Origin of the sequence: Pseudomonas putida (assembly GCF_028682175.1) — a bacterium.
Classification (GTDB): domain Bacteria; phylum Pseudomonadota; class Gammaproteobacteria; order Pseudomonadales; family Pseudomonadaceae; genus Aquipseudomonas; species Aquipseudomonas putida_AD.
This window is the reverse complement of the sequence record NZ_JANHKS010000068.1, coordinates 1-23,516: the sequence shown is the minus strand read 5'-3', so window position 1 is coordinate 23,516 and position 23,516 is coordinate 1. Positions and strand designations below refer to the sequence as shown.

Here is a 23,516-nt window from a genome sequence, read left to right as displayed (position 1 = left end):
GGCGGGGGCGATCTCAAGGCCGCCCCCGCCGGCAAGCCGTGCTGCTACGAGGCATGTGGTGCTCAGGCAATCGCGCCCAGCCTGAATATCCCGGAAAAAGCTTCACCAGACTTCGGCGGCGGGTTCCCGCTGTTGATCTTCTGCGCCCGAAGTATCTCCACCGCATCGGCCATTTCAGCGCGAAACTCCATGCTGCGCGCCACACCGCCCACCGAGCCCTCGCCGTGACCGAGCAAGGTGCAGCCATTGTTGATAAGGGCAAAGAACACAATCACCCAGAAATTCGCCCCTCTCACGACGCACGCCCCTTCGCCTGCCCAGCCGCGCCATCCAGCGCAACGACAGACGATTGAACTGACACCGAGCCAGGTGCGCCCAGTTGTGGATTAAGGCTGACGACAGTGACCACTGCGATGAATACGACATACAACGCGATGGCGGTGTAAGCGCCGTGTTTGAGTGAATTGAGAATGGCAGTGGCCATGACAGTAGCTCCAGATGTTGCTGATTTCTGGAGCGAAGAATGAAGGACGACCCTATTAATGAAAAACGATGTGCAGCGATTCTGAAGATCAGTTGGGTTGATTATTTAAGGGATTAATAGGGCTGATAGATCGAAGTGATTTCAGCAGTGAGCCCTCCTCCTGCCAAAGCTCGGTTTAGGAAATTTCCCGCAAACCAGATCGGAAACGGACGACATATAACAGCCGAAGACCGCTATACATTGCGCCGCACCAACAGCGACCAACAATAATCATTATCGTTTAGATCGATATGAGTCAGGTCGTCAGATATGAAAGGAAGCGGGTGTGAAATTCATCAATTCGGCAGTCCCGGCACTCATCGCGCAAGAGTGGCGCATCGCGATGTCAACAGCGGCATTCGAACATAGAAAAATTGAGGAATGCGCGCTAAAGGATGCTCTGCACAAGTCGTCCCAACGAGCACTTCAGCGATTGATACAAGCGCTGCTCAGGGAAGAAGTGCTTAGCCCGAATTTTTTGCCTGGATCAGCGAGTGGTATCGAAGTCCTGAGACTGGGTAACGATTCCAGCCTCCTGTTCAAAGGGCTGGCATCCCACCGCATGAGCAGTTGGTCGATAGACGGGGGGCTCTTTGTCCAGCATGGTAATCAATTGCCCCGATCAATTGTGCTGCCCTCCGAGTTGCTGGGGTTACTTGTCCCGTTGTTCGACGAAAAGGTAGCACCCGAGGTGCTGCAGCGGTTGTCGCAGGAGCTGGATAACAGCCTGACCAACGATGCGATCAGCCTGGCATTCCATGATGCCTTGAGTCGAACTCTGCGCGACACCCACGGCCGTAGCCCTGACACCAACATGCTGTCTAAGCTCAAAGCAAGCACCGAAATCAATGCAAGCATCCTCCTTGAACAATGGGGCACCACCGGGCATCCATGGCATCCCAATTACAAAACCAAACTGGGGCTGTCGACTCGGCAGGTCATCGAATTTTCACCTGAGTTCGAAGCCAGATTCGACGTCAAACTGTGCGCGCTGCACAAGAAATTCGCCCACGTCGAGCGACTGACCGGCACTCCCCCCTACCGGGAGCATCTCTGTGAATGGGTGCCACAGTTACAGCAGTTCGACGATGCGCTCCAACGGCTCGGACTCGATCCGGGCGACTATTTGCCGATTCCTGTTCATCCCTGGCAGGCAACGGAAACCCTGCCCAGCCTTTTTGCTGCAGAAATCCGTGACCGGCTCATCGTGCTGACTGAAATCAAGGCGTTCACGGCCTGGCCCACCATGTCTTTCCGAACCGTCCTGCCTGAAGGCAGCACGACTGCGCCGATGGTCAAGCTTCCAGTGGGTCTACGCCTGACCAGCGTCCAACGCACTGTATCCCCAAGATCCGCTTGCATGGGCCCAAGGATTTCCGCATTGCTGCAATCCATCCTTGAATGTGAGCCAGAGCTTGGAGAGGTGCTGTCGATCGTTCCTGAGGAACTCGGCGTTCACTACAAGTCCCCGTACCCGAATGACGACCGAGCTCGCCATCTATCCGTACTGTTCAGAACCAACCCGCTTGCAAAACTGAAAGAAGGCGAACTTGCAATCCCCGTTGGGAGCCTGTTCACGTTCGACCATAACGATGAACCTCTGCTTAGCCACTGGATATCACTGGCTGAAGGAGATGCCAGTCCAGAGGCGGCTTGTGCATTTCTTGATCGCTACCTGAGCGCCTCACTGCCAAGTCTGCTTGGGATGTACCTGGTGTATGGCATCGCGTTCGAAGCGCATCAACAGAACAGCTTCATGATCATGGGCAATGATCTACAACCGTCGCGCATCCTGATCCGTGACTTCGGTGACATCCGCATCGACAAGCGCACCCTGCACCGCAGAGGGTTGTCGCTGAAACTGCAAGACCCTGCGATGACGGTCTACGACGACTCCGGGTTTGTCCGGGACAAACTCCTGCATACGGTCTTCATGTGTCACCTCGGAGAACTCATTCTGTTGATCTCCCGGCACTGGAAGCTTGCGGAGGATATGCTTTGGAAGCAGCTGCACGACCATGTCAGCCAATGCTTCGAAAACGTGCGTGCGAAGACTGAACCGCAGCGTTGGGAGACAGAACGCAGGGCACTGCTTGAAGAAGATTGGCCGGGCAAATCGTTCCTTCGCATGCGTCTTCTGGACTGCCCGACTGACATCGTTCGCCGACTGAAAAACCCGCTGGACACCGCTGCGCATGGTCAGTGACCAGCGCTCGATGCGGCTCTTGTTGTTGATCCAGCTCATCTCCATGGGCGCCATGGAAATGAGCGGCCCATTCTGGCCTCTACAGATTCAGGCCCTGCTGGCACCCGAAGACCTCCACTACAGCGGTGTGCTATCTGCTCTGGTCTATGCAGGGCCGATGCTGGCAGCAATGATCTTCACTCCTGCCTGGGGAAGACTCGGGGACAGGGTAGGCCACAGGTGGATGCTCATCAGGGCGCTGGGAGCTCTTGCACTGTGTCAGGGGCTGGCTGCCTGGTTGACCGACCCTTGGGCATTGATGATGACAAGGGTTTTGCAGGGCGCGCTGGCAGGTTTCATCGCCGCTGCACAGGCCTACGCGCTGTGCCTGCATTCTGGGCATGATCGCGGCCAGATCATGGGGCAGATCCAGTCGGCGACCGCCTTGGGATCATTGCTCGGTCCAGTATTAGGCGGCGCCTTGATGCAGGCTTATGGGTTCGTGTGGCTGTGTCATGCGGCCGCCCTCCTCTGCATGCTCTGCGCCGTCGGCTGTCTGAAGCTCCCGGATCCGCGCGCAAGATCAGTCGCAGTCTCGGGTCAGGCTTCCCTGCGGGTACCTGCAGGATGGCTAGGGTCGCTGGTACTTATCATTGTGCTCGTGCAATCGGCCAAGGTGATGCAGCAACCGTTCTACGCGTTGTATGTAGCCGAAGTCCTCGGTGGAACACCCGCAGTCATCGGCCTGACATACGCCATCAGCGCGGCAGGCTTGATGCTCAGCGCACCGCTCTGGGGAAAACTTTTCGACCGCCGTGCCCCGGCCAGAACACTGCAAGTCATCGAGCAGGTGACATGGCTGTGTGCAGTGACACTTGCCATCGCTGCGATGGCCAATCAGTGGGCGACTTTCATCGCGTCTCGCTTGCTCTGGGGCGTGTGGCAAGGCGCGCTTCTGCCGGTCGCCTACGCACTGATCGCCACCACGCTGCCAGCTTCCAGACAAGGCTTTGCCCTCGGCGTGGGCAACAGCGCAGCCAAGGCCGGCGGCCTCGTCGGCATATTCATAGGCGGCATCGGCGTCAGCGTCGTCGGTCTGTCGAACAGCTTCTGGATGGTGGTAGCGACCTACGCCATCGCTGCCTTGGCCATACGTCTGGTTCGCTCAAATCACCCACTTCCCACGCTTTCCTCCCATTCCAACAACAACCCATAAGACTCCCCATGACCAGAAAACGACTCGCCATACTCCTGCCGCTGTTCGGAGGCGCAAGCTTTCCTGTCTGTGCCGAACAAACGGAAGGCAACCATCCTGCCGGCACCCTGAACCTCTCGGAGATGGTGGTATCGGCCACCCGGACTCAACAGAGCATCGCTTCGATTCCGGGCTCCGTTCAAGTGATCGATGCAGAGCAGATTGGTCAACAGAGTGCAGCCGGGCGCAGGGTATCGGACATCATTGGGCAACTGGTTCCAGGACTGGCGCCCGCCACCGGGGGCATGAGCAACTTTGGGCAGACGCTGCGGGGCCGTAGCATACTGGTGTTGATCGACGGGGTTTCGCAGAACTCTACGCGGGATAACTTTCGCCAACTCAACAGCATCTCTCCCGACAGCATCGAGCGCATCGAGGTGATTTCCGGCGCGAGCAGCATCTACGGTGCAGGCGCGTCTGGGGGCATCATCAACATCATCACCCGACGCAATCAGGGTGAAGACGCGGCCTTTACCAGCCGGATCGGTCTGAGCACTGGGAATAACCTCCAGGCACGAGGGTTTGCCTATGAAGCGTTTCAGAGCGTGTCCGGACGCTCCGGCGCGCTGGATGGGTACCTCTCGGCGGGACTGACCCAGCGCAACGATCAGTTTGACGGCAACGACAGACGCCTCGCGCAGGATACGTCTCAGGGCAGCAACATGGACACCGACACCTATGACCTGCACACCCGAATCGGGTATCAGCTCGACACCGAACGCAGGGTCGGGATTGCCGTGCAGGACTACAAGGATCAGCAGGACACTCGCTACACCAAGGACCGGAAAAACCGCGACGAGGCAGTGGCAGTCAAAGGGCTTGCCCTCAAGGACCAGCCCTATACCCATAACCAGGCCGTCAACCTGACCTACAGCGACGCTGACTTCTTCACCCAGAACCTGCAGATGGAAAGTTACTGGCGCCGCGCTGACGCGCTGTTCTTCCCGGATCTGAGCCGCGGTAAGGCGGGTGTCTCGGACAATAACAGCGTGCAGGATGTCTACGGTTTGCGGGCTGCGGTCGAAAGCCCACTGCCCATGATCGCCAGCGCAACCGGGAATCTGGTCTGGGGCGCGGATTACGATCATGAACGCTCACGCCAACGCGGCGACCAATACATCGTCGACGGCCTGAGTTATCGAAAATCCGGAACGACCTTCGAAATGGGACCGGACCTTGAAACAGCCACCAAAGCGATATTTGGCCAGGTTTCGTACGACATCGGCGACTGGACGATCCGCACCGGCGTGCGCAAGACCTGGATCGAAAGCCAGGTCAGCGACAGCATCGCCTACGGTGAAATCGCTCAGACCGGCCGCAGGGCCACACTGCCTGGAGGTACGCTCAAATACGACGCTACCCTCTATAACCTGGGGGCCGTCTATCGACTCAATGACTCGCAGGAAGTATTTGCCAACTTCAGCCAGGGATTTTCCCTGCCCGATATCCAGCGTTATCTGCGTGATGTCAAAAGCGATTACGACATCACGCAACTCAATGCCCAGGCCCTGAAAGTCAACAGCTATGAGCTGGGCTGGCGCGCCAATCTGGACAACTGGCAAGTGCAGGCTACCGCCTATGAGAATACGTCCAATGTGACCCAGTTCTACCATGCTAGGGATCGCGTACTGCGCTTGATCGACCAACGCGAACGCGTGCGCGGGGTGGAGACGGACCTGAGTTATCGACTCACTGATACCTGGACCGCAGGCGGAACCTACGCCTGGGCCAAAGGCGAGACCCGTCAGGCAGGCAAATGGATAGACCTGCCCGCAACAAGGGTATCGCCGGCCAAGACCACGCTGTTTGCAGAATACCGGCCCAGCGATTATTCGGTACGCCTACAGGCGATGCAGTTGGCCAATTATGACGCTGCATTCAAGGACAACAACGGAAGAAAGATTCAGGGCTATACGCTGTTCGATCTTTTGGGATCGAAGCGGCTTCCGGTCGGGCGTCTGGAAGGCGGCATGTACAACTTGTGCAATCGCCAGTATCAGACGTTATTCAGCCAGGCCAATGCCCGAGCGCCCTATCCGAATGCTCAAGGTAGAACGTTGGCGTTGAGCTATGCCGTGGATTGGTAACTGTCAGACTGTTCTGTTTGATACGTGACTATCCCAAAAAAACACCCACAAAAAAATCCCCATCACTTATTCAGTAGACGGGGACCAAAGGGAGGAATTCAACGCTTTCGCGAGCAAGCTCGCCTACATTTGATACATGGCCTGACACGCAGTGGTCAGTGGGTCGCATCAACCTGTTAAAGGCGAAGTTGCTCGCGAAAGCGTTCTTTCAATGTCGAGCAGTTACAGCGTTACTTGTGGTGCTTCGAGAATCCATTCCCCGGGAACGAGGGCAGCGTTGACGGGGAATGGATTCACGTCCAGGGTTCTATTCATTACTGAGTCTTGTGATCCAGTGCAGCGTAGAAGTTGGCGCTTTGTTGCAGGTATTTAGGGGTGTAAGTCTGAGTCGCGCTGACTTTTTTATCGGTCACTTCGACACTGGCGCTGGCAGGCAATGCAACAGTGGCGGAGATGGCGGACGCGGCGATGATGGAGAAGATATTGAAGTTCATGATGTGTACCTCGGTGTCGATGTTTCGTTTCAAGTCTTGACCGTCGTGGCCGTGGAATTAAAAGTACGCCCGAGGCGCGTTCAGAAAAAATCTTTTCTGGCACTAGCCCATATCACTTCAATTAATACATGGCCGCAGCCCTTTGAAATCAAGGGCTGCGGGGTGCGTCAATGTGTCACTTGGCGGTGAGGAAGCGGAAGTCGGAGGGGGAATCGAAGTCGATTTTCTGCACGGTTTCGCCCAAAAGGCCTGTTTTCGGGTCGACGCGCACGGTGACGATCTGGTTGCTCTTCTGGTTGGCGATCAGCAGGAAGTGCCCGCTGGGATCGAAGCTGAACTCGCGGGGCTCCTTGCCTTCCACCGAGCGGCGCTGGATTTCCTTGAGCTGGCCATTGCCGTTGATGCTGAACACCAACAGTTCATTGACCTCGCCGCGGTTGGCGACGTACAGGAACTTGCCGTCCGGTGAGGTATGCAGGCCGCCGGCTGCGCGATTCTGCTGGCCTTCCTTGTTGGCCAGTTCAACCAGTTGCGTGCGCTTGAATTCGCCATCGCGGTAGTCGAACACCGCCACCTGTGCGCTCATTTCCATGGTCAGCCAGGCGTGTTTGCCGTCCTTGCTGAACAGCAGGTGGCGCGGGCCGCTGCCCGGTGGCAGGTCTACTGCCGGGATTTTCGCCGGTTTCAGCGGCTGGGCCTGGTTGTGGTCGTAGCTGAAGACAAACATCTTGTCTGCGCCCAGGTCCATGGCGACCAGGTATTTGTCATCGGGCGTCGGCACGGCAGCGTGTACGTGGGACGAGGCCTGGCGCTCGGGGTTGACCTTGCTCGCTTCGTGGGTCGCGGTCTGCACCACCGGCGAAAGTCTGCCGTCCTTGCCGACCGGCACCACCGCCAGCGAGCCGCCCGGATCCGGGTGCACGGCGTAGTTGGCAACGAACAGGAAGCGCCCGTCCTTGCTCAGGTTCGAGTGGGTCGGCTCCTCGCCCTTGCTGTCGATCTGGTTGATGAACGACACGGCGTGGGTCTTGGGATCGATGGCGAAACTCGAGACCTTGCCGACGACGTCGGTCTGGCCCGGGCCGTTCTCGTTGACCGCGAACAGGTGGCGCTGGTCTTTGGAGAGCGTGAGCCACGAGGGGTTTTCGCTCTTGATGACCTGGCGCGGCGTGGCGTCGAGCTGGCCGGTCTGGGTGTTGAAGCCGTAACGGTAGATGCCTTCGCTTTTGCCTGCGGTATAGGCACCGACCAGTACGTCGTAGTCGGTCATGGATTTGGCCTGGACAGAAAGGGCGGTAAGGCTGCTGGCGAGCACCAGCCAGGGCAGAAGTCTGGGAGTCATTGGGCTGTTCTCTTGTTGGAGTTGTTGGCGCGCCGCAAACGCGGTGATTCAGGGGCTATGACAGCGTTTGGCGGGGATTGGTTGCTCCGATGAATCACCACGCCCCTGTAGGAGTGAGCTTGCTCGCGATAGCGGTGTATCAGTCAATCAATGTGTATCTGATATACCGCTATCGCGAGCAAGCTCACTCCTACAGGACGGGGGTGTTTACTCAGCGTCGTCTTCGTCTTCATCGCTACCGGCAAACGCATCCAGCACAACGAGGCGGTGGTCGGCGTTGCCGTCGTTGATGACCCAGCTTTGCAGCGCGGTGTCGAATTCGGCGGAGTCGACCTGGGCCAGGGAGAAGCGCCAGACCTTGCGCTCGCGGCCGTCCATGCTTTCGATCTGCAGCATCTCGTCCAGGGTGAATTCGAAGGCGTGCAGGCCGTCGATTTCCAGCATGCTCTGGGAGGTCAGTGCGGTTTGCAGGAGGGCGCGCAGGTTTTCAGGGGTGGTGGTCATGGCAGTGCTTCGCATAGGTGAAAGCGCGAATGATAGGTCAAAAGGTGCCGACATGGAGGTGCCGACACCTTGAAACCTGTCCGTTCGATCAATCCTGCAGGGTTTCCCGGGCGTAATACCGCGCAGGAATGCCCCAGACGATCAGCCCGATGGCCAGCACGCTCACGGCGAACAAGGCAAACAGGGCCGGCGTTGCGGTGCCGGTGAGGTCCTTGATGCGGCCGACCATGAACGGCGCGATGACGCCGCCCAGTTGCCCCAGCGAGTTGATGAGGGCGATCCCTGCCGCTGCGGCGATACCACTGAGAAAACGTGGCGGGACGGTCCAGAAGATCGGCATCCAGGCAATGATGCCGGTCATGATCAGGGTCATGCCGATCATCAGCGGTAACAACTGGCCAGGGAACAGCGCGCAGACCAGATACCCCACCGCGGTCAGGGTGGCGCAACCTGCCATGTGCCAGCGACGCTCGCCGTGACGGTCGGAGCTGGCACCGATCAGCAGGTTACCGATCACGGCGCCCACGTAGGGAATGACCGTGAGCAGGCCGATGTCCATGGTGTCGGTCACCCCGGCTGTCTTGATGAGTTGCGGCATCCAGAACAGCAATCCGGTCAGGGCCATGACCAGGCACAGGTAGATAGCCGACATTACGTAGGTGGTCGGGTGTTTCCAGATGTCCTTGACCTTCTGCGACGTGTTGGGCCGCACCTCTTTTGCCATGCGCGTGAGCATCACTTGCTTCTCATGAGCAGTGAGCCACGGCGCGTCTTCAATGCGGTCCTTGACCAGCCACAACACCACACCACCCAGCAGCACCGATGGAATGCCTTCCAGCAAAAACAGCCAGCGCCAGCCGGCCATGCCCATGGCTCCGTCGAAGTGGCCGAGGATCAGCCCGGCCAGCGGACCGCCGACGATACCGCACACACAAATGGAGCTTTTGAAATAGGAATTGACCCGCGCCCGCCGTGTCCCCGGGTACCACTGGGTGAAGAAGTACAACACGCCGGGCACGAATCCCGCTTCCATCACGCCGATCAGAAACCGCAGGGTGTAGAACCAGAACTCCGTCTGCACGAACATCATGCAGGCCGAGGCGATGCCCCAGGACACCATGATCCGCGCGATCCAGATCCGCGCGCCGATCCTGTGCAGCAAGACGTTGCTTGGCACTTCGAACAGGAAGTAGCCGACGAAAAACAGGCTCGCACCAAGACCGTAAATGGTCTCGCTGAAACCCAGGTCGCTGGCCATCTGCAGCTTGGCGAAGCTGATGTTGACCCGGTCCAGATAGGCAAACAGGAAGCAGCAGATGAACAGCGGCACGATGCGCCAGCTCACCTTGCGGTAGATGCGGTCTTCGAGGGCATCGGTGTCGAGCTGTTCCAGCGGGATGGCGTTGGCGGTCATGGGGCGCACCTTGATTGTTCTTGTTGGGTGTCGGCAGGAAAGTCTGCGCATTAGCCTGTGGGAGCAAGCTTGCTCCCACAGAAGCACGTCAGCGCTTTTCAGAGCTGGGTGACGGCCCCCGGTTCAAACACCGCCTCTTCCTGCGCAATGCCATTGACCAGCGGTGCGCCGAATTCGCTCTGGCTGATCTCGAAGCGATCACCTGGCTGGGTCTTGATGCCGTCGGCAAAAGACAGCGTTGCGGTGCCGAAGAAGTGCACGTGCACATCGCCCGGGCGCAGGAACTGACGGTATTTGAAGTGGTGGTACTCGAGGTTTTCCAGGCTGTGGCACATGTTGGCCTCGCCGCTCAGGAATTCCTTTTCCCACAGCACCTGGCCATTGCGCAGGATGCGGCTGGTGCCCGCCAGGTTCTGCGGCAGGTCGCCGACGCGCAGTTCCGGGCCGAAGGAGCAGGCGCGCAGTTTGGAATGGGCCAGGTACAGGTAGTTCTTGCGCTCCATGACGTGGTCAGAGAACTCGTTGCCGATGGCGAAGCCCAGGCGGTAAGGCTTGCCGTCGTGGCCGATCACGTACAGGCCGCTCAGCTCAGGCTCTTCGCCGGCGTCTTCGGAGAACGGCGGCTGCGGGAAGGCTTCGCCCGGACGAATGACGATGCTGCCATCGCCCTTGTAGAACCACTCGGGTTGCACGCCCGCCTGCCCCGGATCCGGTTTGCCGCCTTCGATACCCCATTTGAAGATGCGCATGGTGTCGGTCATCGCGGACTCGTCGTTGCCGTGCTGGTGCATCTTGTCCCGGGCCGAGGCGCTGCCCAGGTGAGTGAGGCCCGTACCACTGACCAGCAGATGCGCAGGGTCCGGGTGATCCAGCGGCGGCAGGATGCGCAGGTCGGCGCGCAGTTGCGAATAGTCATGACTGTCGCCCAGCCCGAGGCTGTCGACCTGTTCGGCCAGGGAGATCTTCTTGTCGATGGCCGCCAGCGCCAGGTCACGGGTGCTGGTCGCGCCCTGCACTTCGCGCACCAGCGCGCCGTCCACCAGGCCTACGCGACGCTGGCCGTTACCCAATTCGAATTGAACCAGATGCATGAGTTTCTCCTTTCCAGATGATGAGCACGACCGCTGTAGGAGCGCGCTTGCCCGCGATGGCGGTGTGCCTGTGACGCTTAGGGTGGCTGACACGGCCCTATCGCGGGCAAGCGCGCTCCTACTAGGCTTGTGAACGACGGGCGCTGGCCGCGAATTCGGATTCAGGCAGCACGTGTTTGCGCTCAAGCACGCGATAGACGATGCCGGTGAGGATCAAGCCGAAGACCATCACCCCCGACAGGAAATACAGGCCTGAGGCCAGGTTGCCGGTGATTTCTTTCAGCCAGCCGATCACGAACGGGCCGATGTAGCCGCCCAGATTGCCCACCGAGTTGATCAGCGCGATACCGGCCGCAGCGCTGGCGCCGGCAAAGAAGCGGCCCGGCAACGTCCAGAACACCGCGGTGCAGGAAAACAGCGAGAACGCCACCAGACACAGCGCGGCCAGTTGCAGCACCGGCACGCTGAGAAAGGCGCTGAGGAACAGGCCCAGCGCGCCGATCACATAGAGCACGGCCAGGTGACCATAGCGGTCATTGAGGCGGTCGGAACTGCGCGGCACGATCAGAAGGCCAATGATCCCGAAAATGTAGGGCACCGATGACACGAAACCGGTCACCAGATCGCTGCCGCCGAATTGCTTGATCAACGTCGGCAGCCACAGGCCCAGGCCGTAGATGCTCAGGGTCACAGGGAGATAGAACCGCGCCAGCAACAGGACGCGTTTGTCCTTGAGCGCGTGCAGCGGATTGCCGTGGCGGGTCTGGCCGTATTCCTGCAGATCCTTTTGCAGCTCGCCGGCCAGCCAGCGCTTTTCAACCGGATCGATCCACTTCACATCGTCCGGGCCGTCCGGCAGCCAGCGCAGCACCGGCCAGGTCAGCAGGATCGCCGGCGCGCCGATGCACAGGAACAGCCACTGCCAGCCGTGCAGGCCGCCGATGCCTTCCATGCCCAGCAGGCCACCGGAGATGGGGCCGGTGATCATCATGGCGATGGGTTGCGAGAGGATGAACAGGCCGAGGATCTTGCCGCGATGGCGCACCGGGAACCACTGGGTGATGTAGTACAGCACGCCGGGGAAGAAGCCCGCCTCGGCCGCGCCCAGCAGAAAGCGCATCACATAGAAACTGGTCGGCCCCTGAACGAAGGCCATGCCCATGGTGATCGCGCCCCAGGTGACCATGATCCGCGCGAACCAGCGCCGCGCGCCGAAGCGTTCGAGCATCAGGTTGCTGGGGATTTCCAACAGAAAGTAACCAATGAAGAACAGGCCCGCGCCCAGTCCGTAGGCGGCGTCACCGATGCCGACATCCGCGCCCATGTGCAGCTTGGCGAACCCCACGGCGGAACGGTCCACGTAGGCGATCAGGTACAGCAGGATCAGAAACGGAATCAGCTTGAGGGTGATGCGACGTATAAGCCTGAGTTCCTGGCTCATGTTGGCGGTCTCCACGTTGTTATTGTTATTGACTGCTTGCGTGATCGCCTCTGCCTTCGTGTGTGCTGCGCGAGCAGGCATGACAGGGTCGGTCATCGATGGGTACCGACTATATAGTAATACTATTTAATGTGACAACTCTTCCAATCGAGGCTTTTTCGGCCTACTTTAGTCATCACGCAAAGCCTTTAGTCTTACAATAAGAGTGCTGATTTATGTCTGATTCCCCAGCCAATACCAACAAGAAACCCACCCTGCGTTCGGCCCAATGGTTCGGTACCGCCGACAAGAACGGCTTCATGTACCGCAGCTGGATGAAGAATCAGGGCATCGCCGACCATCAGTTTCAGGGCAAGCCGATCATCGGCATCTGCAACACCTGGTCCGAACTCACCCCGTGCAACGCCCACTTCCGCACCATCGCCGAACACGTCAAGCGCGGCGTCATCGAAGCCGGCGGCTTTCCGGTGGAATTTCCGGTCTTCTCCAACGGCGAATCGAACCTGCGCCCTACCGCAATGCTCACGCGTAACCTGGCGAGCATGGACGTGGAAGAGGCGATTCGCGGCAACCCCATCGACGGCGTCGTGCTGCTGACCGGTTGCGACAAGACCACCCCTGCCCTGCTGATGGGCGCGGCCAGTTGCGATGTGCCGGCCATCGTCGTGACCGGCGGGCCGATGCTCAACGGCAAGCACAAAGGCAAGGACATCGGCGCCGGGACCATCGTCTGGCAGATGCACGAGTCCTATAAGGCAGGCCAGATCAGCCTCGACGAATTCCTCTCCGCCGAGGCCGGCATGTCACGCTCGGCCGGCACCTGCAACACCATGGGCACGGCCTCGACCATGGCCTGCATGGCCGAAGCGCTGGGCACATCCCTGCCGCACAACGCCGCAATTCCAGCGGTGGATTCACGCCGTTACGTACTGGCGCACATGTCCGGCATGCGTGCCGTGCAGATGGTCAACGAAGACCTGCGCCTGTCGAAGATCCTGACCCGGGAAGCGTTCGAGAACGCCATTCGTGTCAACGCCGCCATCGGCGGATCGACCAACGCGGTGATTCACTTGAAGGCCATCGCCGGGCGTATCGGCGTCGATCTGGAACTGGACGACTGGACCCGCATCGGTCGTGGCACTCCAACCCTGGTGGACCTGCAGCCTTCCGGGCGCTTTTTGATGGAGGAGTTCTACTACGCCGGCGGCCTGCCTGCGGTTTTGCGTCGCCTGGGCGAGAACAACCTGATCCCCAACCCCGAAGCCTTGACTGTCAATGGCAAGTCGCTGTGGGAAAACGTGAAGAACTCGCCGATCTATGGCGACGACGAAGTGATCCGCGCCATCGACAACCCGTTGGTGGCCGACGGAGGCATTTGCGTATTGCGCGGCAACCTCGCGCCGCTGGGCGCCGTGCTCAAGCCGTCCGCTGCCACCCCCGCCCTGATGAAGCACCGTGGGCGCGCGGTGGTGTTCGAGAACTTCGACATGTACAAGGCGCGGATCAATGATCCGGATCTGGAGGTCGATGCCAGCAGCATTCTGGTAATGAAGAACTGCGGGCCCAAGGGTTACCCGGGCATGGCCGAGGTCGGCAACATGGGCCTGCCCGCCAAGCTGCTGGCACAGGGCGTGACCGACATGGTGCGTATTTCGGATGCGCGCATGAGTGGCACAGCCTATGGCACGGTGGTGCTGCACGTGGCGCCAGAAGCGGCAGCCGGTGGACCGCTGGCGGTGGTGCAGGAAGGCGATTACATCGAGCTGGACTGCGCGACCGGACGCCTGCACCTGGACATCCCCCAGCAGGAACTCGACGCCCGCCTGGCCGACTGGCAAGCGCCGCAACAGCTGTTGATCGGTGGCTATCGCCAGTTGTACATCGACCATGTGATGCAGGCCGACCAAGGGTGTGATTTCGACTTCCTGGTGGGCATGCGCGGATCGGAAGTGCCTCGGCATTCCCATTGACGCCCCCACGGACCCGGGCTTGAAACCACAACCCGTGCACCCCGCCGCACTGTAGGAGCGCGCTTGCCCGCGATGGCGGTGTGTCAGGCAACACATCTGTCACAGGCCAATCGCTGTCGCGGGCAAGCGCGCTCCTACAAGCTGTGGTGGCGCAATACAGTCAGGTGCACGCCGCAACCCTGTAGGAGTGAGCTTGCTCGCGATCGCGGCGTGTCAGGCACGCAAGGGTCGTCTGACACACCGCCCCGCCCGCAAGCCGTGCTGCTACGGGTTCCGGGTTTGGCATCACATCCCGCGCACGCCTGCGCATTGTAGGAGCGCGCTTGCCCGCGATGGCGGTGTGTCAGGCAAGACATCTGTCACAGGCCAATCGCTGTCGCGGGCAAGCGCGCTCCTACAGAGACTTCGCCACGCCGGCCTTGTGAGGTCAATGCTATGATGCGCCGCACCCACCGCTCAGGATCGTCTCGCGCCCCATGGATTACCGTAAGCCCTCCGACCGCAAAAGCATGCATTCACGCATCGTCCAGGACATCGGCATGCAGATCGTTTCAGGGCGTTTCAAGCCGGACGACAAGCTCCCCGCCGAAGCCCTGCTCTGCGAAGAATACGCGGTCAGTCGCCCGGTGCTGCGCGAGGCGACGCGGGTGTTGGTGGCCAAGGGGCTGGTTTATTCGCGGCCAAGGGTCGGCACAGTGGTCAAGCCCCGTCGCGAGTGGCACATCCTCGATCCTGACGTGCTGCACTGGCTGATGCAGAGCTCGCCGCAGAACGAGTTCTTCGCCCTGCTCACCAGCGTGCGCAGCATCATCGAACCTGCCGCGGCGGCCCTCGCCGCGCAGCACGCCACGTCCGAAGAAATCGCCTCCATCGGCGAGGCCTACGACCGCATGGCCGCCGCGCCGACGGTGGAAGACGTGCTGCAACCGGACCTGGATTTTCACAGCCGCATCGCCGACGCGACCCACAACGATCTGCTGGCGCACCTGTGCAACATGCTGTCGCTGGCGCTGCGCGAAGCGCTCAAACATTCGAACAAACGCCCCAACCTGCACGAACTCGCCCTGCCGCGGCACCGGGCAATTCTCACTGCCATCGAAAACCGCGACGCCCTGGGCGCGCACCACGCGACACTGGTGCAACTGGACGACGCGCGCAATGCGCTGAATGTGGTGTTGGGTCAGGGGCTCTGACGCCTCTGGCTGACTTGAATCGAACCTGTGGGAGCGGGCTCGCCCGCAAAGGCGGCGGCACGGCTACAAAAAATGCGGCGCCATCCCCGGCCTCTTCGTCGGCAAGCCCTCTCCCACAGAGTGTGTGTCGTGCCACACCCCGACACACACCCACTCATTTGAATGCACGATCCTTCCTCCATCCCTCCAAATATTGGCTATAACCAATAGAGTCCGTTTCATCATCGACAAGGATTCGTCGTCAGCCCATGTCCCTTCCCCTGCGACCTCAAGCATGAGGTTTAACATGTACTCCATCGCCAGGCTCTGCGGCATCGCCTTGCTTCTGGGTTTGCTGGCTGCGCTGCTGCTCAAGAACATGCTGCTGGGCGATTCGGTCGATTTCCATCGGCACAAGGCCCTGCTGATCGGCGTGGACGGGGTGCAATACGAACAACTGAAACAGGCCATCGACGCCGGACATGCGCCGGTCATTGCCGGACTGCGGCCGATGATGACCTACACCGGCGGGATGGTTGGCACCTCGACCCAGCAAACCACCTTCAGCGGCCCTGGCTGGGCCACCGTGCTGACCGGCGCCTGGGCCGACCGGCACCGGATCGCCAGCAACGACAGCGGCCTGCGCATCAAGACCGACAGTCTGTTCAAACTGATCAGCCTCTCATCCCCCACACGCCACACGGCGAGCATCGTCAGCTGGAACCCGATCAACGATAACTTCGCCGACGACATCTCGGCGGGGTTCATCGAGCTTGGGGTCAAATGCGGTGGCGATGACCAGTGCGCGACCGAACGCACCGTGCAGGAACTGCGCACCGGGAATTTCGACTTCATCTTCGTGCACCTGGACCAGCCCGACGACGCCGGCCACGAGAATGGTTTCGGACCAGGCTATCAGGACGCCATTGCCAAGACCGACAAGCAGATCGGGCTGATCCTCGACGCACTGGGCAAACGCAAGCGCGAGAATGCCGATGAGGACTGGCTGGTAATGGTCACCACCGACCACGGCAGAAGACTGCCGGACGGCTACGATCACGGCGAGCAGAGCCGCAGCGAAAAAACCGCGTTCATCGGCCTGAACAAACCGGCCAACGAACAACTGACCCAGCCCATCTCCGACCCTGACAACCCGGCGCTCAACGGTTTGTACGGCCTGGCCAGCGAGGCGGACGTGGTACCGACCATTCTCACCCACCTGGGCATCAACACCGATCCGCAGCGCTACACGATTGATGGCGTGCCGCTGATCGGTCACGTGGGCGTGCGCCAGTTGGGCGCCAGCCTGAATGCGGAAAAACGCACGGTCGAACTGCGCTGGCGCGTCACCGAAGGCAGCAAGCAGCCGCTGCGCATCTACCGTGCCGGCCAGTTGATCGCCAAACTGACGGACTCCTCCAGCCAGTACATAGACAGCGACCTGCCGCAACCCATCGGCCAGTTGAACTACACCGTAGTGTTCAACGAAGTCCCGGTGTCGGTGCTGGTATCGGACAAGTCCGTCAAGCGCTGAAGCGGCGATAACAAACGGGATCCTTATATTTTTTTCTCCTTTCGCCGCCGCGCAGAGACCTGAACCGCTACAAGTCCAAGCCACCGATATCCCGGCAGCGCAGCAAAAACCCCTGATATTTGAATGGCTTACACGCCGGGTAAAAAACCCCGCGCCACCCGTCGCGTCAAAAAAACCCGGCGGATAACCGACGCCAATCTTTAACCGCCCGCAAGCTGTTGACAGTAAAGGCCTTCGCGCATAGTTTTGGGTCAGTGATCGTTTTCTCCTGCCTGGGTCACTGCTGCTGCATTTCAACAAGACGGGACGTATCCAGCCTTTTCAGTCCTGCGCTTTCAAGAAGACAAATCCTGTACATCGCCTTTGACCGGGCGACGCTTTTGTATGCCTTGGTTTAGCTGTCGTCTGACCGACGCAGTCACGGCGCGCGCGTGCCTGACTGCCCATTGATGCATGCTCAGCTGGAGTACCGGATGATGACCAATCTGTCGGCGGAGCCGATTTCGATGACCACGGGCAAGCCTGTCAAACCGGGCTTTTTCTCGCTGTCACTGCTGCCCCGGCTGGTCGGGTTCAGCGTGCTGTTTTTCATTGTCTGGCTGCTGTTTTCGACCTTGTTCATGCCGTTGCTGTCGTCATCGGCGACCCGGGCGATTCTCAATGCGCCAGTGATTCTGCTGACCACCCCCATCGATGGCGTGGTCAGCTCGCTGAAAGTCAAGGCCGGCGACACCTTCGACACCGGCCAGACCATCGCCACCATCGAGAACCCCAGGGCCAACCAGGAAACCCTGCTGACCCTGCAGACCCGCCGCCTGACCCTCGAGCAGCAACTGGCCTCGCTGAAAAGCCAGGCCGAGCACGACCAGCAGTTCTACGAGGCGCTGGAAAAGACCAGCCAGCAATATCAGAGCGCCTATCACACCCGCCAGCTCTACACCCAGCGCGCCCTCAAGGCCGAAAGCGCGGCTGCCGATTCTCGCCTGCAGGATGCCCAGGCGACGGTGACGCGCAACATGGAACTGTTCCGCCAGGGCGCCGTGAGCCAGGCGGCAGTGACGTCGTCCAAGGCACAACTGGCGTCCTTGCAGGGCGCGGCGGAGTCGATCCGTTCGCAGCTGCGGATCAACAGTGGCGATGTGTCGGCGGCCAGCGAACAGGTGTACCTGGACCCCGACCAGTTGCGCATGTTCGACCTGCAATCGCGCATGACCACCCTGCAACTGAGCCTGGCCAACCAGGCGAAGAATCGCGCCACGCAACAGCAGGAGCTGGACAACCTGAACCGCCTGATCGACACCGAGCAGAACCGGGTCAAACTGATGGCCGCCTATGATGTGGTGGCTTATGCCCCCGGCACCGTCCAGGAACTGATCGCACCCCAGGGGACGCTGGTGCGTGCAGGCTCGACACTGCTGCGGGCCACCGTGTGCGACCAGACCAACGTGATCGCCGTGTTCCCCGAGCGCATGGCCAGCAAGATCAACCGCGACACAGTGCTCGAGGTCAAGGTCGGGGGCCTCAACGAACCGCTCAAGGCCCACGTGGTGCAGTTGCTGGCCAAACCGGGCGATGCCCAACTGGCCAATTACAGCGTGCCCTTCCCCTTCGCCGAACAGAATGCGGTGTACGTGGTGGGCGCCTTCGACGCCGACCTTTCGCCCACCCAGCGTGCACGGACCTGCAACCCCGGCAACTGGGTCACGGCCGAGGTCGTGCGATGAAACCTCATTACTGGGCGCTGCTGGCGGCGCTCTTCGTCACGCATGCGGTGGCGGAGCCGGGCCGGGCGCAGTTGCAGACCATGACCTGCACCGCCCTGGACCAGGCCGTGCAATCACTGGCCGAAGGACCGGTGCTACTGGCCAGTTACCCGGCCTTCGAAGGCCATCCGCCGGCGATCATCGCCTTGCGCGGCGTGGCCTTCACCTACGATAACGCGCTGGCAAGCATTGCCCTGTTCGGCTGCGGAAAACCGCAGTCGGCCCGGCGCATCGCCGACGCACTGGCCTACGCCACCGACAACGACCCGGATTACCACGACGGCCGCCTGCGCAACGCCTACGCCGCAGGCGTGGTGAAACAGCACGGGCCGATCCTGCTTCCCGGCTACTGGAGCCAGGAACGCGGCGCCTGGAATCAGGATGCCTATCAGGTGGGCAGCGCCACAGGCAATCAGGCCTGGGCGGCGCTGGCGTTGCTCGAAGCCTTTCGCCAGACCCGCGAGCAGCGCTACCTGCTGGCGGCTGAAAAGGTCCTGCTGTGGACCCAGCGCAACACCTACGACGCCCAGGCGCCGGCGGGTTTCATCGGCGGCTTCTACGGCTACCCGCCCAACCCGGTGCGCCAGGGCTGGAAATCCACCGAGCACAACGTCGACCTGGCGGCAGCGTGGCAAGCGCTACAACAGATCAAGGCCAGCCAGGACAGCGCGGAACAGGCGCGCATCGCCCGCCACTTCGTCGACAGCCAGTGGCTGGAAAGCGAAGGCCGCTTTCTCATCGGCACCCTGCCGGACGGCCGCACCGCCGAGCATCAGCGCTCGGGACTGGATGCGCAGATCTGGCCGCTGATTGCCGTCAGCGATCCACCCAAGGACTGGTCGCGAGCACTGGCGTTCATCGATCAGGCCCACCGCTTCGACGCCGGCTACGGCTTCAACCGCAACCCCGACGGCCTCTGGACCGAGGGCACCGCCCAGGCCGCTGCCGTCGTGCAACTGACCGGCGCCAGCGACAAGGCCCGGCCCTTGTGGCCGGTGCTCATGGCCCAGCAGGCCAGCGACGGCTGGCTGTTCGCCACACCCCAGGCACAGATCAGCACCGGGCTTGCCATCGGCCCGGACTCCACCAGCAACGACTTTTTCTACTACCACCTGCCTCATCTCGGCGCCACGGCCTGGGCGGCGATCGCTGCCAGTGGCGTCAACCCGTTCACCGGCGCTCAAGAGGCTAACTGACATGCACGCCCTCGACGATTTGCAGTTGTGGCAGTTGAACCTCGGCACGCTGGCAATGGTGATTCTGTTCACCCTGCTGACCCGCCGCGACCAGTGGCCGGCCCGCGCGGTGTTCGGGATCATGACCGGCCTGTTGCTCATCAACTACCTGGTGTGGCGGGTGCGCGAAACCCTGCCGGACATCCACGCCGGGTTCGCCACGTTGTGGTCCTACGCTTTCCTGTTCTTCGAATCGCTGGCGATCACCTACACCCTGGTGTCCATCGTGGTGATGCTGATTCGCAGCGATCACCGCAAGAGCGCCGATGCCGGGGAATACCGCCTTCGAGCGGCCGGGCGCCACGTGCCTGCGGTGGACGTGTTCATCTGCACCTACAACGAAGGCCTGGACGTTCTGGAAAAGACCATCATCGCCGCCAAAGCCATGGACTACCCCAATTTCAACGTCTGGGTGCTGGACGACACCCGCCGCGACTGGCTGCGCGACTACTGCCTGGACATGGGCGTGCACTACGCCCGCCGCCCGGACAACAGCCATGCCAAGGCGGGCAACCTGAACAACGGGTTGCGCACCTCGCAGGCCTCGACCAACGCGCCCTACATTCTGGTGCTGGACGCCGACTTCGCGCCCCAGCAGCCGATCCTGATGCGCACCCTGGGGCTGTTCGAAGACCCGAAAGTGGCGTTGGTTCAGACCCCGCAGTTCTACTACAACCCCGACCCGATCCAGCACAACCTGGGCTCATCGACCTGCTGGGTCGACGAGCAGCGGGTGTTCTTCGACGTGTTCCAGCCCGCCAAGGACGGTTGGGACGCGGCTTTCTGCGTGGGCACCTCATTCGTGGTGCGGCGCGACCGGATCAACGAGATCGGTGGCTTTCCGACAGGCTCGGTGTGCGAAGACATCTACACCACCTACCGTCTGCTACAACATGGCTACGTCACCCGCTGGCTCAACGAGCGGCTGTCCATCGGGCTCTCCGCCGAAGGCCTGACCGAGTACATCAACCAGCGCGGGCGCTGGTGCCTGGGCACGATCCAGGTCGCGCTGCTGGCCGACGGCCCCTTGCGCGGGCGCGGCTACACGCTCAACGACCGGCTGCACTACATCCACGGCATGCTGCACTGGTTTTCCAAGCCGTTCATTCTGATGATGCTGATCTCGCCCCTGCTCTACTGGTACTTCGGCATCGCCGGGTTCTACGCCAAACCGATGGACTTCCTGGCCTTCGGCATGCCGGCGCTGATTGCGTTCTGGGGCTACGGCACCTGGGTCACGGACCGGCGCACCCTGCCGATTTTCACCGAGGTCACGCAGATCGTAGCGTCCCTGGCCGTGACCGCGACCATCGTCAGCGCGCTGATTCGCCCGTTCGGCCGGCCCTTCAAGGTCACCGCCAAAGGGCTGGACCGTACCCAGGCCATGGTGCACTGGAAGCTGTTCGGGTTCTTTTTCTTCCTCACCCTGTTCGCTCAGGTCGGCGCCTTCACGGCGATTGCCACCGCCGACACCTTCGACGGCAACGTGCAGTTCAACCTGTGCTGGACGGTGGTGGCGCTGGTGTACAACGTCGCCACGCTGGTGGCCTGCGTCGATCGCCCGCGATTGCACGGGGAGGAACGTTTTCCCTTCGTCAAACCCGCCGGCTTGCACCTGGCCGGACGCATGTTCGCCGGACAACTGACCGACATCTCCATCAGCGGCGCGTCATTCGCCTGCGCACATGCGGCGCAGATCAGGCCGGGCCTGCGCGGCACGGTGTGGGTGAACAAGGTGGGCCGGGTGCCGGTGGAGGTCAAACGCCAGACCGGAGATGGCCGGCTGGGGCTGCAGTTCGTGGATCTGCAGGAGCCGTTGCGTCAACGGTTGATCGGGCGGTTGTTCAGCGATGCCAATACCAACGTCGCAGGCAGAGCCAAGCCTGCGGTGGCGTTCAGCAGCCTGTTACGCCGCTCGTTGATCGGCGAGAAGCAGCCGCGCAAGCCGGTTCGCCCGCGCAGATCTCGCCAGCCCGGGCGTTTCGTGCAGCGCCACGGCTCGATGATCGTGGGCGTGCTGGCCTTGCTTCTGCTCGCCGGCTGCTCGCTGGAACCTACCTACGAGCGCCCTGAAGCCCCCATCGATCAGCAATGGCCGAGCAACGCACAGGGCGGCGCTGGCGAGGCGAAACTGGCATTCGAGGAAGACTGGCACCGGTTCATCACCGATCCGCGCCTGCGCCAGGTGATCGAGCTGGCGCTGGAGAACAACCGTGGGTTGCGTCAGTTTGCGGCGTCCGTCGAGGAATCCCGGGCAGAATCCGACGGCGCCCATGCCTCGTTGTTTCCCTCCATCGGTATCAATACCTACGCCGGGCGCAGCAAGATCCCACCGCTGGTGCGCACTCAGAGCGGCGGGGTAAGTTCGGGCAGTATCGACAACACCTTCCAGGCCACCGCCGGGTTTACCTCTTACGAACTGGACCTGTTCGGTCGCCTGCGCAGCCAGCGCAATGCTGCTGACGCGCGTTTCGAGGCCAGCGAAGCGGATTACCAGACCGCGCGCCTGGCACTGATCGGCGAGGTGGTCAGCACCTGGCTGAGCCTGAAAGCCAACCAGACGCTGCTGGACCTTGCCCAGTCCACCTTCCAGTCCCAGGAGCATTACGGCCAGTTGCTGCGCAGCAGCTACAACCTGGGCTCGACGGCGCGCATCGATGTGCATCAGGGCGATGCCATGACCAATACCGCCGCAGTGCAGGTCAACACCTACCGCATGAAAGTCGCGCAGAACCTCAATGCTCTGCGCGTGCTGGCGGGGCAGCCGGTGCCTGAATCGCTGCTGCCTCAAGGGGATCTGGCCAAGACCCTGGCCACTGCCGATGTGCCCGCGGGCCTGCCGTCGAGCCTGATCCAGAGACGCCCCGACATCATGTCCGCCGAGGCGCTGTTGCGCGCCTCCAACGCTGACATCGGTGCGGCGCGCAGTGCGTATTTCCCGACGCTTTCATTGACCGGCGCACTGGGCAGCCTCAGTGGCGATTTCTCCAGACTGCTCACCGGCCCTGCCGAGTTCTGGCAACTGGCGGCCGCCGGCTCCATGACCCTGATCGACGGCGGCCAGCGCCGCGCCGTGGTCGACGCCAGCCATGCGCGCTACGACGCCAACCTTGCGGCCTACGAAGGCACGGTGCAGAACGCGTTCAGGGAAGCGGCCGATGCGCTGAATGCCCGGCAGGAAATGCTCGCCCAGGTGGCGGCGCAGAAACGTCTGGTCGAGGATTATCAGGAGGCCTGGCGCCAATCGCGGCTGCGTTTCGAGGCCGGGCTGGACAGCTATTTTTCGACCATGGACGCACAGCGCTCGCTGTTTGCAGCGCAGCAGGAGTGGCTGACGCTGGAACTGGCGCGACAGGTCAATCAGGTGAACCTGTACAAGGCGCTGGGTGGCGGCTGGAGCCCACCAAAGATGAAAGTCGCCCAAGCACAATGACCGCACCACCCATCCCGTAGCAGCACGGCTTGCCGGCGGGGCGGTGTGTCAGGCGACCGTTTCTTAACAGAGA

General features: G+C 61.3%; 17 protein-coding genes. 10 read left to right on the top strand and 7 right to left on the bottom strand.

The window, feature by feature from the left end:
- Positions 1–228: hypothetical protein (locus tag NPS29_RS26785; protein ID WP_274136429.1), on the top strand; the 228-nt coding region annotated here is incomplete at its 5' end.
- Positions 229–292: 64 nt separating this feature from the next.
- Here the strand turns inward: NPS29_RS26785 and NPS29_RS26780 are convergent.
- Positions 293–484 (bottom strand): hypothetical protein, encoded by a 192-nt coding sequence (locus NPS29_RS26780; protein ID WP_274136428.1) that lies wholly within the window; start codon positions 482–484, stop codon positions 293–295.
- 382 nt (positions 485–866) lie between these two features.
- Here NPS29_RS26780 and NPS29_RS26775 point away from each other — a divergent pair, with 382 nt between their 5' ends.
- From NPS29_RS26775 to NPS29_RS26765, 3 genes are read left to right on the top strand one after another with little or no spacing between them, the layout of a single operon-like run.
- A complete protein-coding gene (locus NPS29_RS26775) occupies positions 867–2,729 on the top strand; it encodes an IucA/IucC family protein (RefSeq protein ID WP_274136430.1) in 1,863 nt (620 codons plus the stop codon).
- Positions 2,719–3,924: an MFS transporter gene (locus tag NPS29_RS26770; protein ID WP_274136427.1), complete on the top strand. Its 1,206-nt coding sequence runs from the start codon at positions 2,719–2,721 to the stop codon at positions 3,922–3,924. Before NPS29_RS26775 ends, NPS29_RS26770 begins: the two co-directional genes overlap by 11 nt.
- 8 nt (positions 3,925–3,932) lie before the next feature.
- Positions 3,933–6,050, top strand: coding sequence for a TonB-dependent receptor (locus NPS29_RS26765; RefSeq protein WP_274136425.1), 2,118 nt, complete (start codon positions 3,933–3,935; stop codon positions 6,048–6,050).
- A gap of 314 nt (positions 6,051–6,364) precedes the next feature.
- Here NPS29_RS26765 and NPS29_RS26760 read toward each other — a convergent pair whose 3' ends face one another.
- The 6 genes from NPS29_RS26760 to NPS29_RS26735 all read right to left on the bottom strand — a co-directional run bounded on the left by NPS29_RS26760 (position 6,365) and on the right by NPS29_RS26735 (position 12,336).
- Positions 6,365–6,544, bottom strand: coding sequence for a hypothetical protein (locus NPS29_RS26760; RefSeq protein ID WP_274136423.1), 180 nt, complete (start codon positions 6,542–6,544; stop codon positions 6,365–6,367).
- Between the two features lie 175 nt (positions 6,545–6,719).
- Positions 6,720–7,886, bottom strand: coding sequence for a lactonase family protein (locus NPS29_RS26755; protein WP_274136422.1), 1,167 nt, complete (start codon positions 7,884–7,886; stop codon positions 6,720–6,722).
- 207 nt (positions 7,887–8,093) lie between these two features.
- Positions 8,094–8,390 (bottom strand): DUF5629 family protein, encoded by a 297-nt coding sequence (locus tag NPS29_RS26750; protein WP_274136420.1) that lies wholly within the window; start codon positions 8,388–8,390, stop codon positions 8,094–8,096.
- Between the two features lie 88 nt (positions 8,391–8,478).
- Positions 8,479–9,804 (bottom strand): MFS transporter, encoded by a 1,326-nt coding sequence (locus NPS29_RS26745; protein ID WP_274136418.1) that lies wholly within the window; start codon positions 9,802–9,804, stop codon positions 8,479–8,481.
- 98 nt (positions 9,805–9,902) lie between these two features.
- Positions 9,903–10,895: an AraD1 family protein gene (gene araD1, locus NPS29_RS26740; RefSeq protein ID WP_274136417.1), complete on the bottom strand. Its 993-nt coding sequence runs from the start codon at positions 10,893–10,895 to the stop codon at positions 9,903–9,905.
- A 121-nt stretch (positions 10,896–11,016) separates the two neighbouring features.
- Positions 11,017–12,336, bottom strand: a complete 1,320-nt coding sequence (locus tag NPS29_RS26735) for an MFS transporter (RefSeq protein WP_274136415.1) — start codon at positions 12,334–12,336, stop codon at positions 11,017–11,019.
- A gap of 215 nt (positions 12,337–12,551) precedes the next feature.
- On the opposite strand from NPS29_RS26735, the gene NPS29_RS26730 reads away from it, so the two are divergent.
- From NPS29_RS26730 to NPS29_RS26705, 6 genes are all read left to right on the top strand, one after another.
- Positions 12,552–14,306: an IlvD/Edd family dehydratase gene (locus NPS29_RS26730; RefSeq protein WP_274136414.1), complete on the top strand. Its 1,755-nt coding sequence runs from the start codon at positions 12,552–12,554 to the stop codon at positions 14,304–14,306.
- 476 nt (positions 14,307–14,782) lie between these two features.
- Positions 14,783–15,499, top strand: a complete 717-nt coding sequence (locus NPS29_RS26725) for a FadR/GntR family transcriptional regulator (RefSeq protein ID WP_274136412.1) — start codon at positions 14,783–14,785, stop codon at positions 15,497–15,499.
- A 286-nt stretch (positions 15,500–15,785) separates the two neighbouring features.
- Positions 15,786–17,012 carry an alkaline phosphatase family protein gene (locus NPS29_RS26720; protein ID WP_274136410.1) on the top strand — a complete coding sequence of 409 codons (1,227 nt, stop codon included), beginning with the start codon at positions 15,786–15,788 and terminating at the stop codon, positions 17,010–17,012.
- A gap of 473 nt (positions 17,013–17,485) precedes the next feature.
- Positions 17,486–18,736 (top strand): HlyD family secretion protein, encoded by a 1,251-nt coding sequence (locus NPS29_RS26715; RefSeq protein ID WP_274136408.1) that lies wholly within the window; start codon positions 17,486–17,488, stop codon positions 18,734–18,736.
- Positions 18,733–19,971, top strand: a complete 1,239-nt coding sequence (locus tag NPS29_RS26710) for a hypothetical protein (protein WP_274136406.1) — start codon at positions 18,733–18,735, stop codon at positions 19,969–19,971. Before NPS29_RS26715 ends, NPS29_RS26710 begins: the two co-directional genes overlap by 4 nt.
- A 1-nt stretch (position 19,972) precedes the next feature.
- Complete coding sequence (locus NPS29_RS26705) at positions 19,973–23,443, top strand: efflux transporter outer membrane subunit (RefSeq protein WP_274136404.1); 3,471 nt, start codon at positions 19,973–19,975, stop codon at positions 23,441–23,443.
- Positions 23,444–23,516 lie beyond the last annotated feature (73 nt).

Coding starts and splice junctions, on each gene's coding strand:
- NPS29_RS26780 (WP_274136428.1), bottom strand. CDS start 484: ATGGCCACTGCCATTCTCAATTCACTCAAACACGGCGCTTACACCGCC.
- NPS29_RS26775 (WP_274136430.1), top strand. CDS start 867: ATGTCAACAGCGGCATTCGAACATAGAAAAATTGAGGAATGCGCGCTA.
- NPS29_RS26770 (WP_274136427.1), top strand. CDS start 2,719: ATGGTCAGTGACCAGCGCTCGATGCGGCTCTTGTTGTTGATCCAGCTC.
- NPS29_RS26765 (WP_274136425.1), top strand. CDS start 3,933: ATGACCAGAAAACGACTCGCCATACTCCTGCCGCTGTTCGGAGGCGCA.
- NPS29_RS26760 (WP_274136423.1), bottom strand. CDS start 6,544: ATGAACTTCAATATCTTCTCCATCATCGCCGCGTCCGCCATCTCCGCC.
- NPS29_RS26755 (WP_274136422.1), bottom strand. CDS start 7,886: ATGACTCCCAGACTTCTGCCCTGGCTGGTGCTCGCCAGCAGCCTTACC.
- NPS29_RS26750 (WP_274136420.1), bottom strand. CDS start 8,390: ATGACCACCACCCCTGAAAACCTGCGCGCCCTCCTGCAAACCGCACTG.
- NPS29_RS26745 (WP_274136418.1), bottom strand. CDS start 9,804: ATGACCGCCAACGCCATCCCGCTGGAACAGCTCGACACCGATGCCCTC.
- araD1 (WP_274136417.1), bottom strand. CDS start 10,895: ATGCATCTGGTTCAATTCGAATTGGGTAACGGCCAGCGTCGCGTAGGC.
- NPS29_RS26735 (WP_274136415.1), bottom strand. CDS start 12,336: ATGAGCCAGGAACTCAGGCTTATACGTCGCATCACCCTCAAGCTGATT.
- NPS29_RS26730 (WP_274136414.1), top strand. CDS start 12,552: ATGTCTGATTCCCCAGCCAATACCAACAAGAAACCCACCCTGCGTTCG.
- NPS29_RS26725 (WP_274136412.1), top strand. CDS start 14,783: ATGGATTACCGTAAGCCCTCCGACCGCAAAAGCATGCATTCACGCATC.
- NPS29_RS26720 (WP_274136410.1), top strand. CDS start 15,786: ATGTACTCCATCGCCAGGCTCTGCGGCATCGCCTTGCTTCTGGGTTTG.
- NPS29_RS26715 (WP_274136408.1), top strand. CDS start 17,486: ATGATGACCAATCTGTCGGCGGAGCCGATTTCGATGACCACGGGCAAG.
- NPS29_RS26710 (WP_274136406.1), top strand. CDS start 18,733: ATGAAACCTCATTACTGGGCGCTGCTGGCGGCGCTCTTCGTCACGCAT.
- NPS29_RS26705 (WP_274136404.1), top strand. CDS start 19,973: ATGCACGCCCTCGACGATTTGCAGTTGTGGCAGTTGAACCTCGGCACG.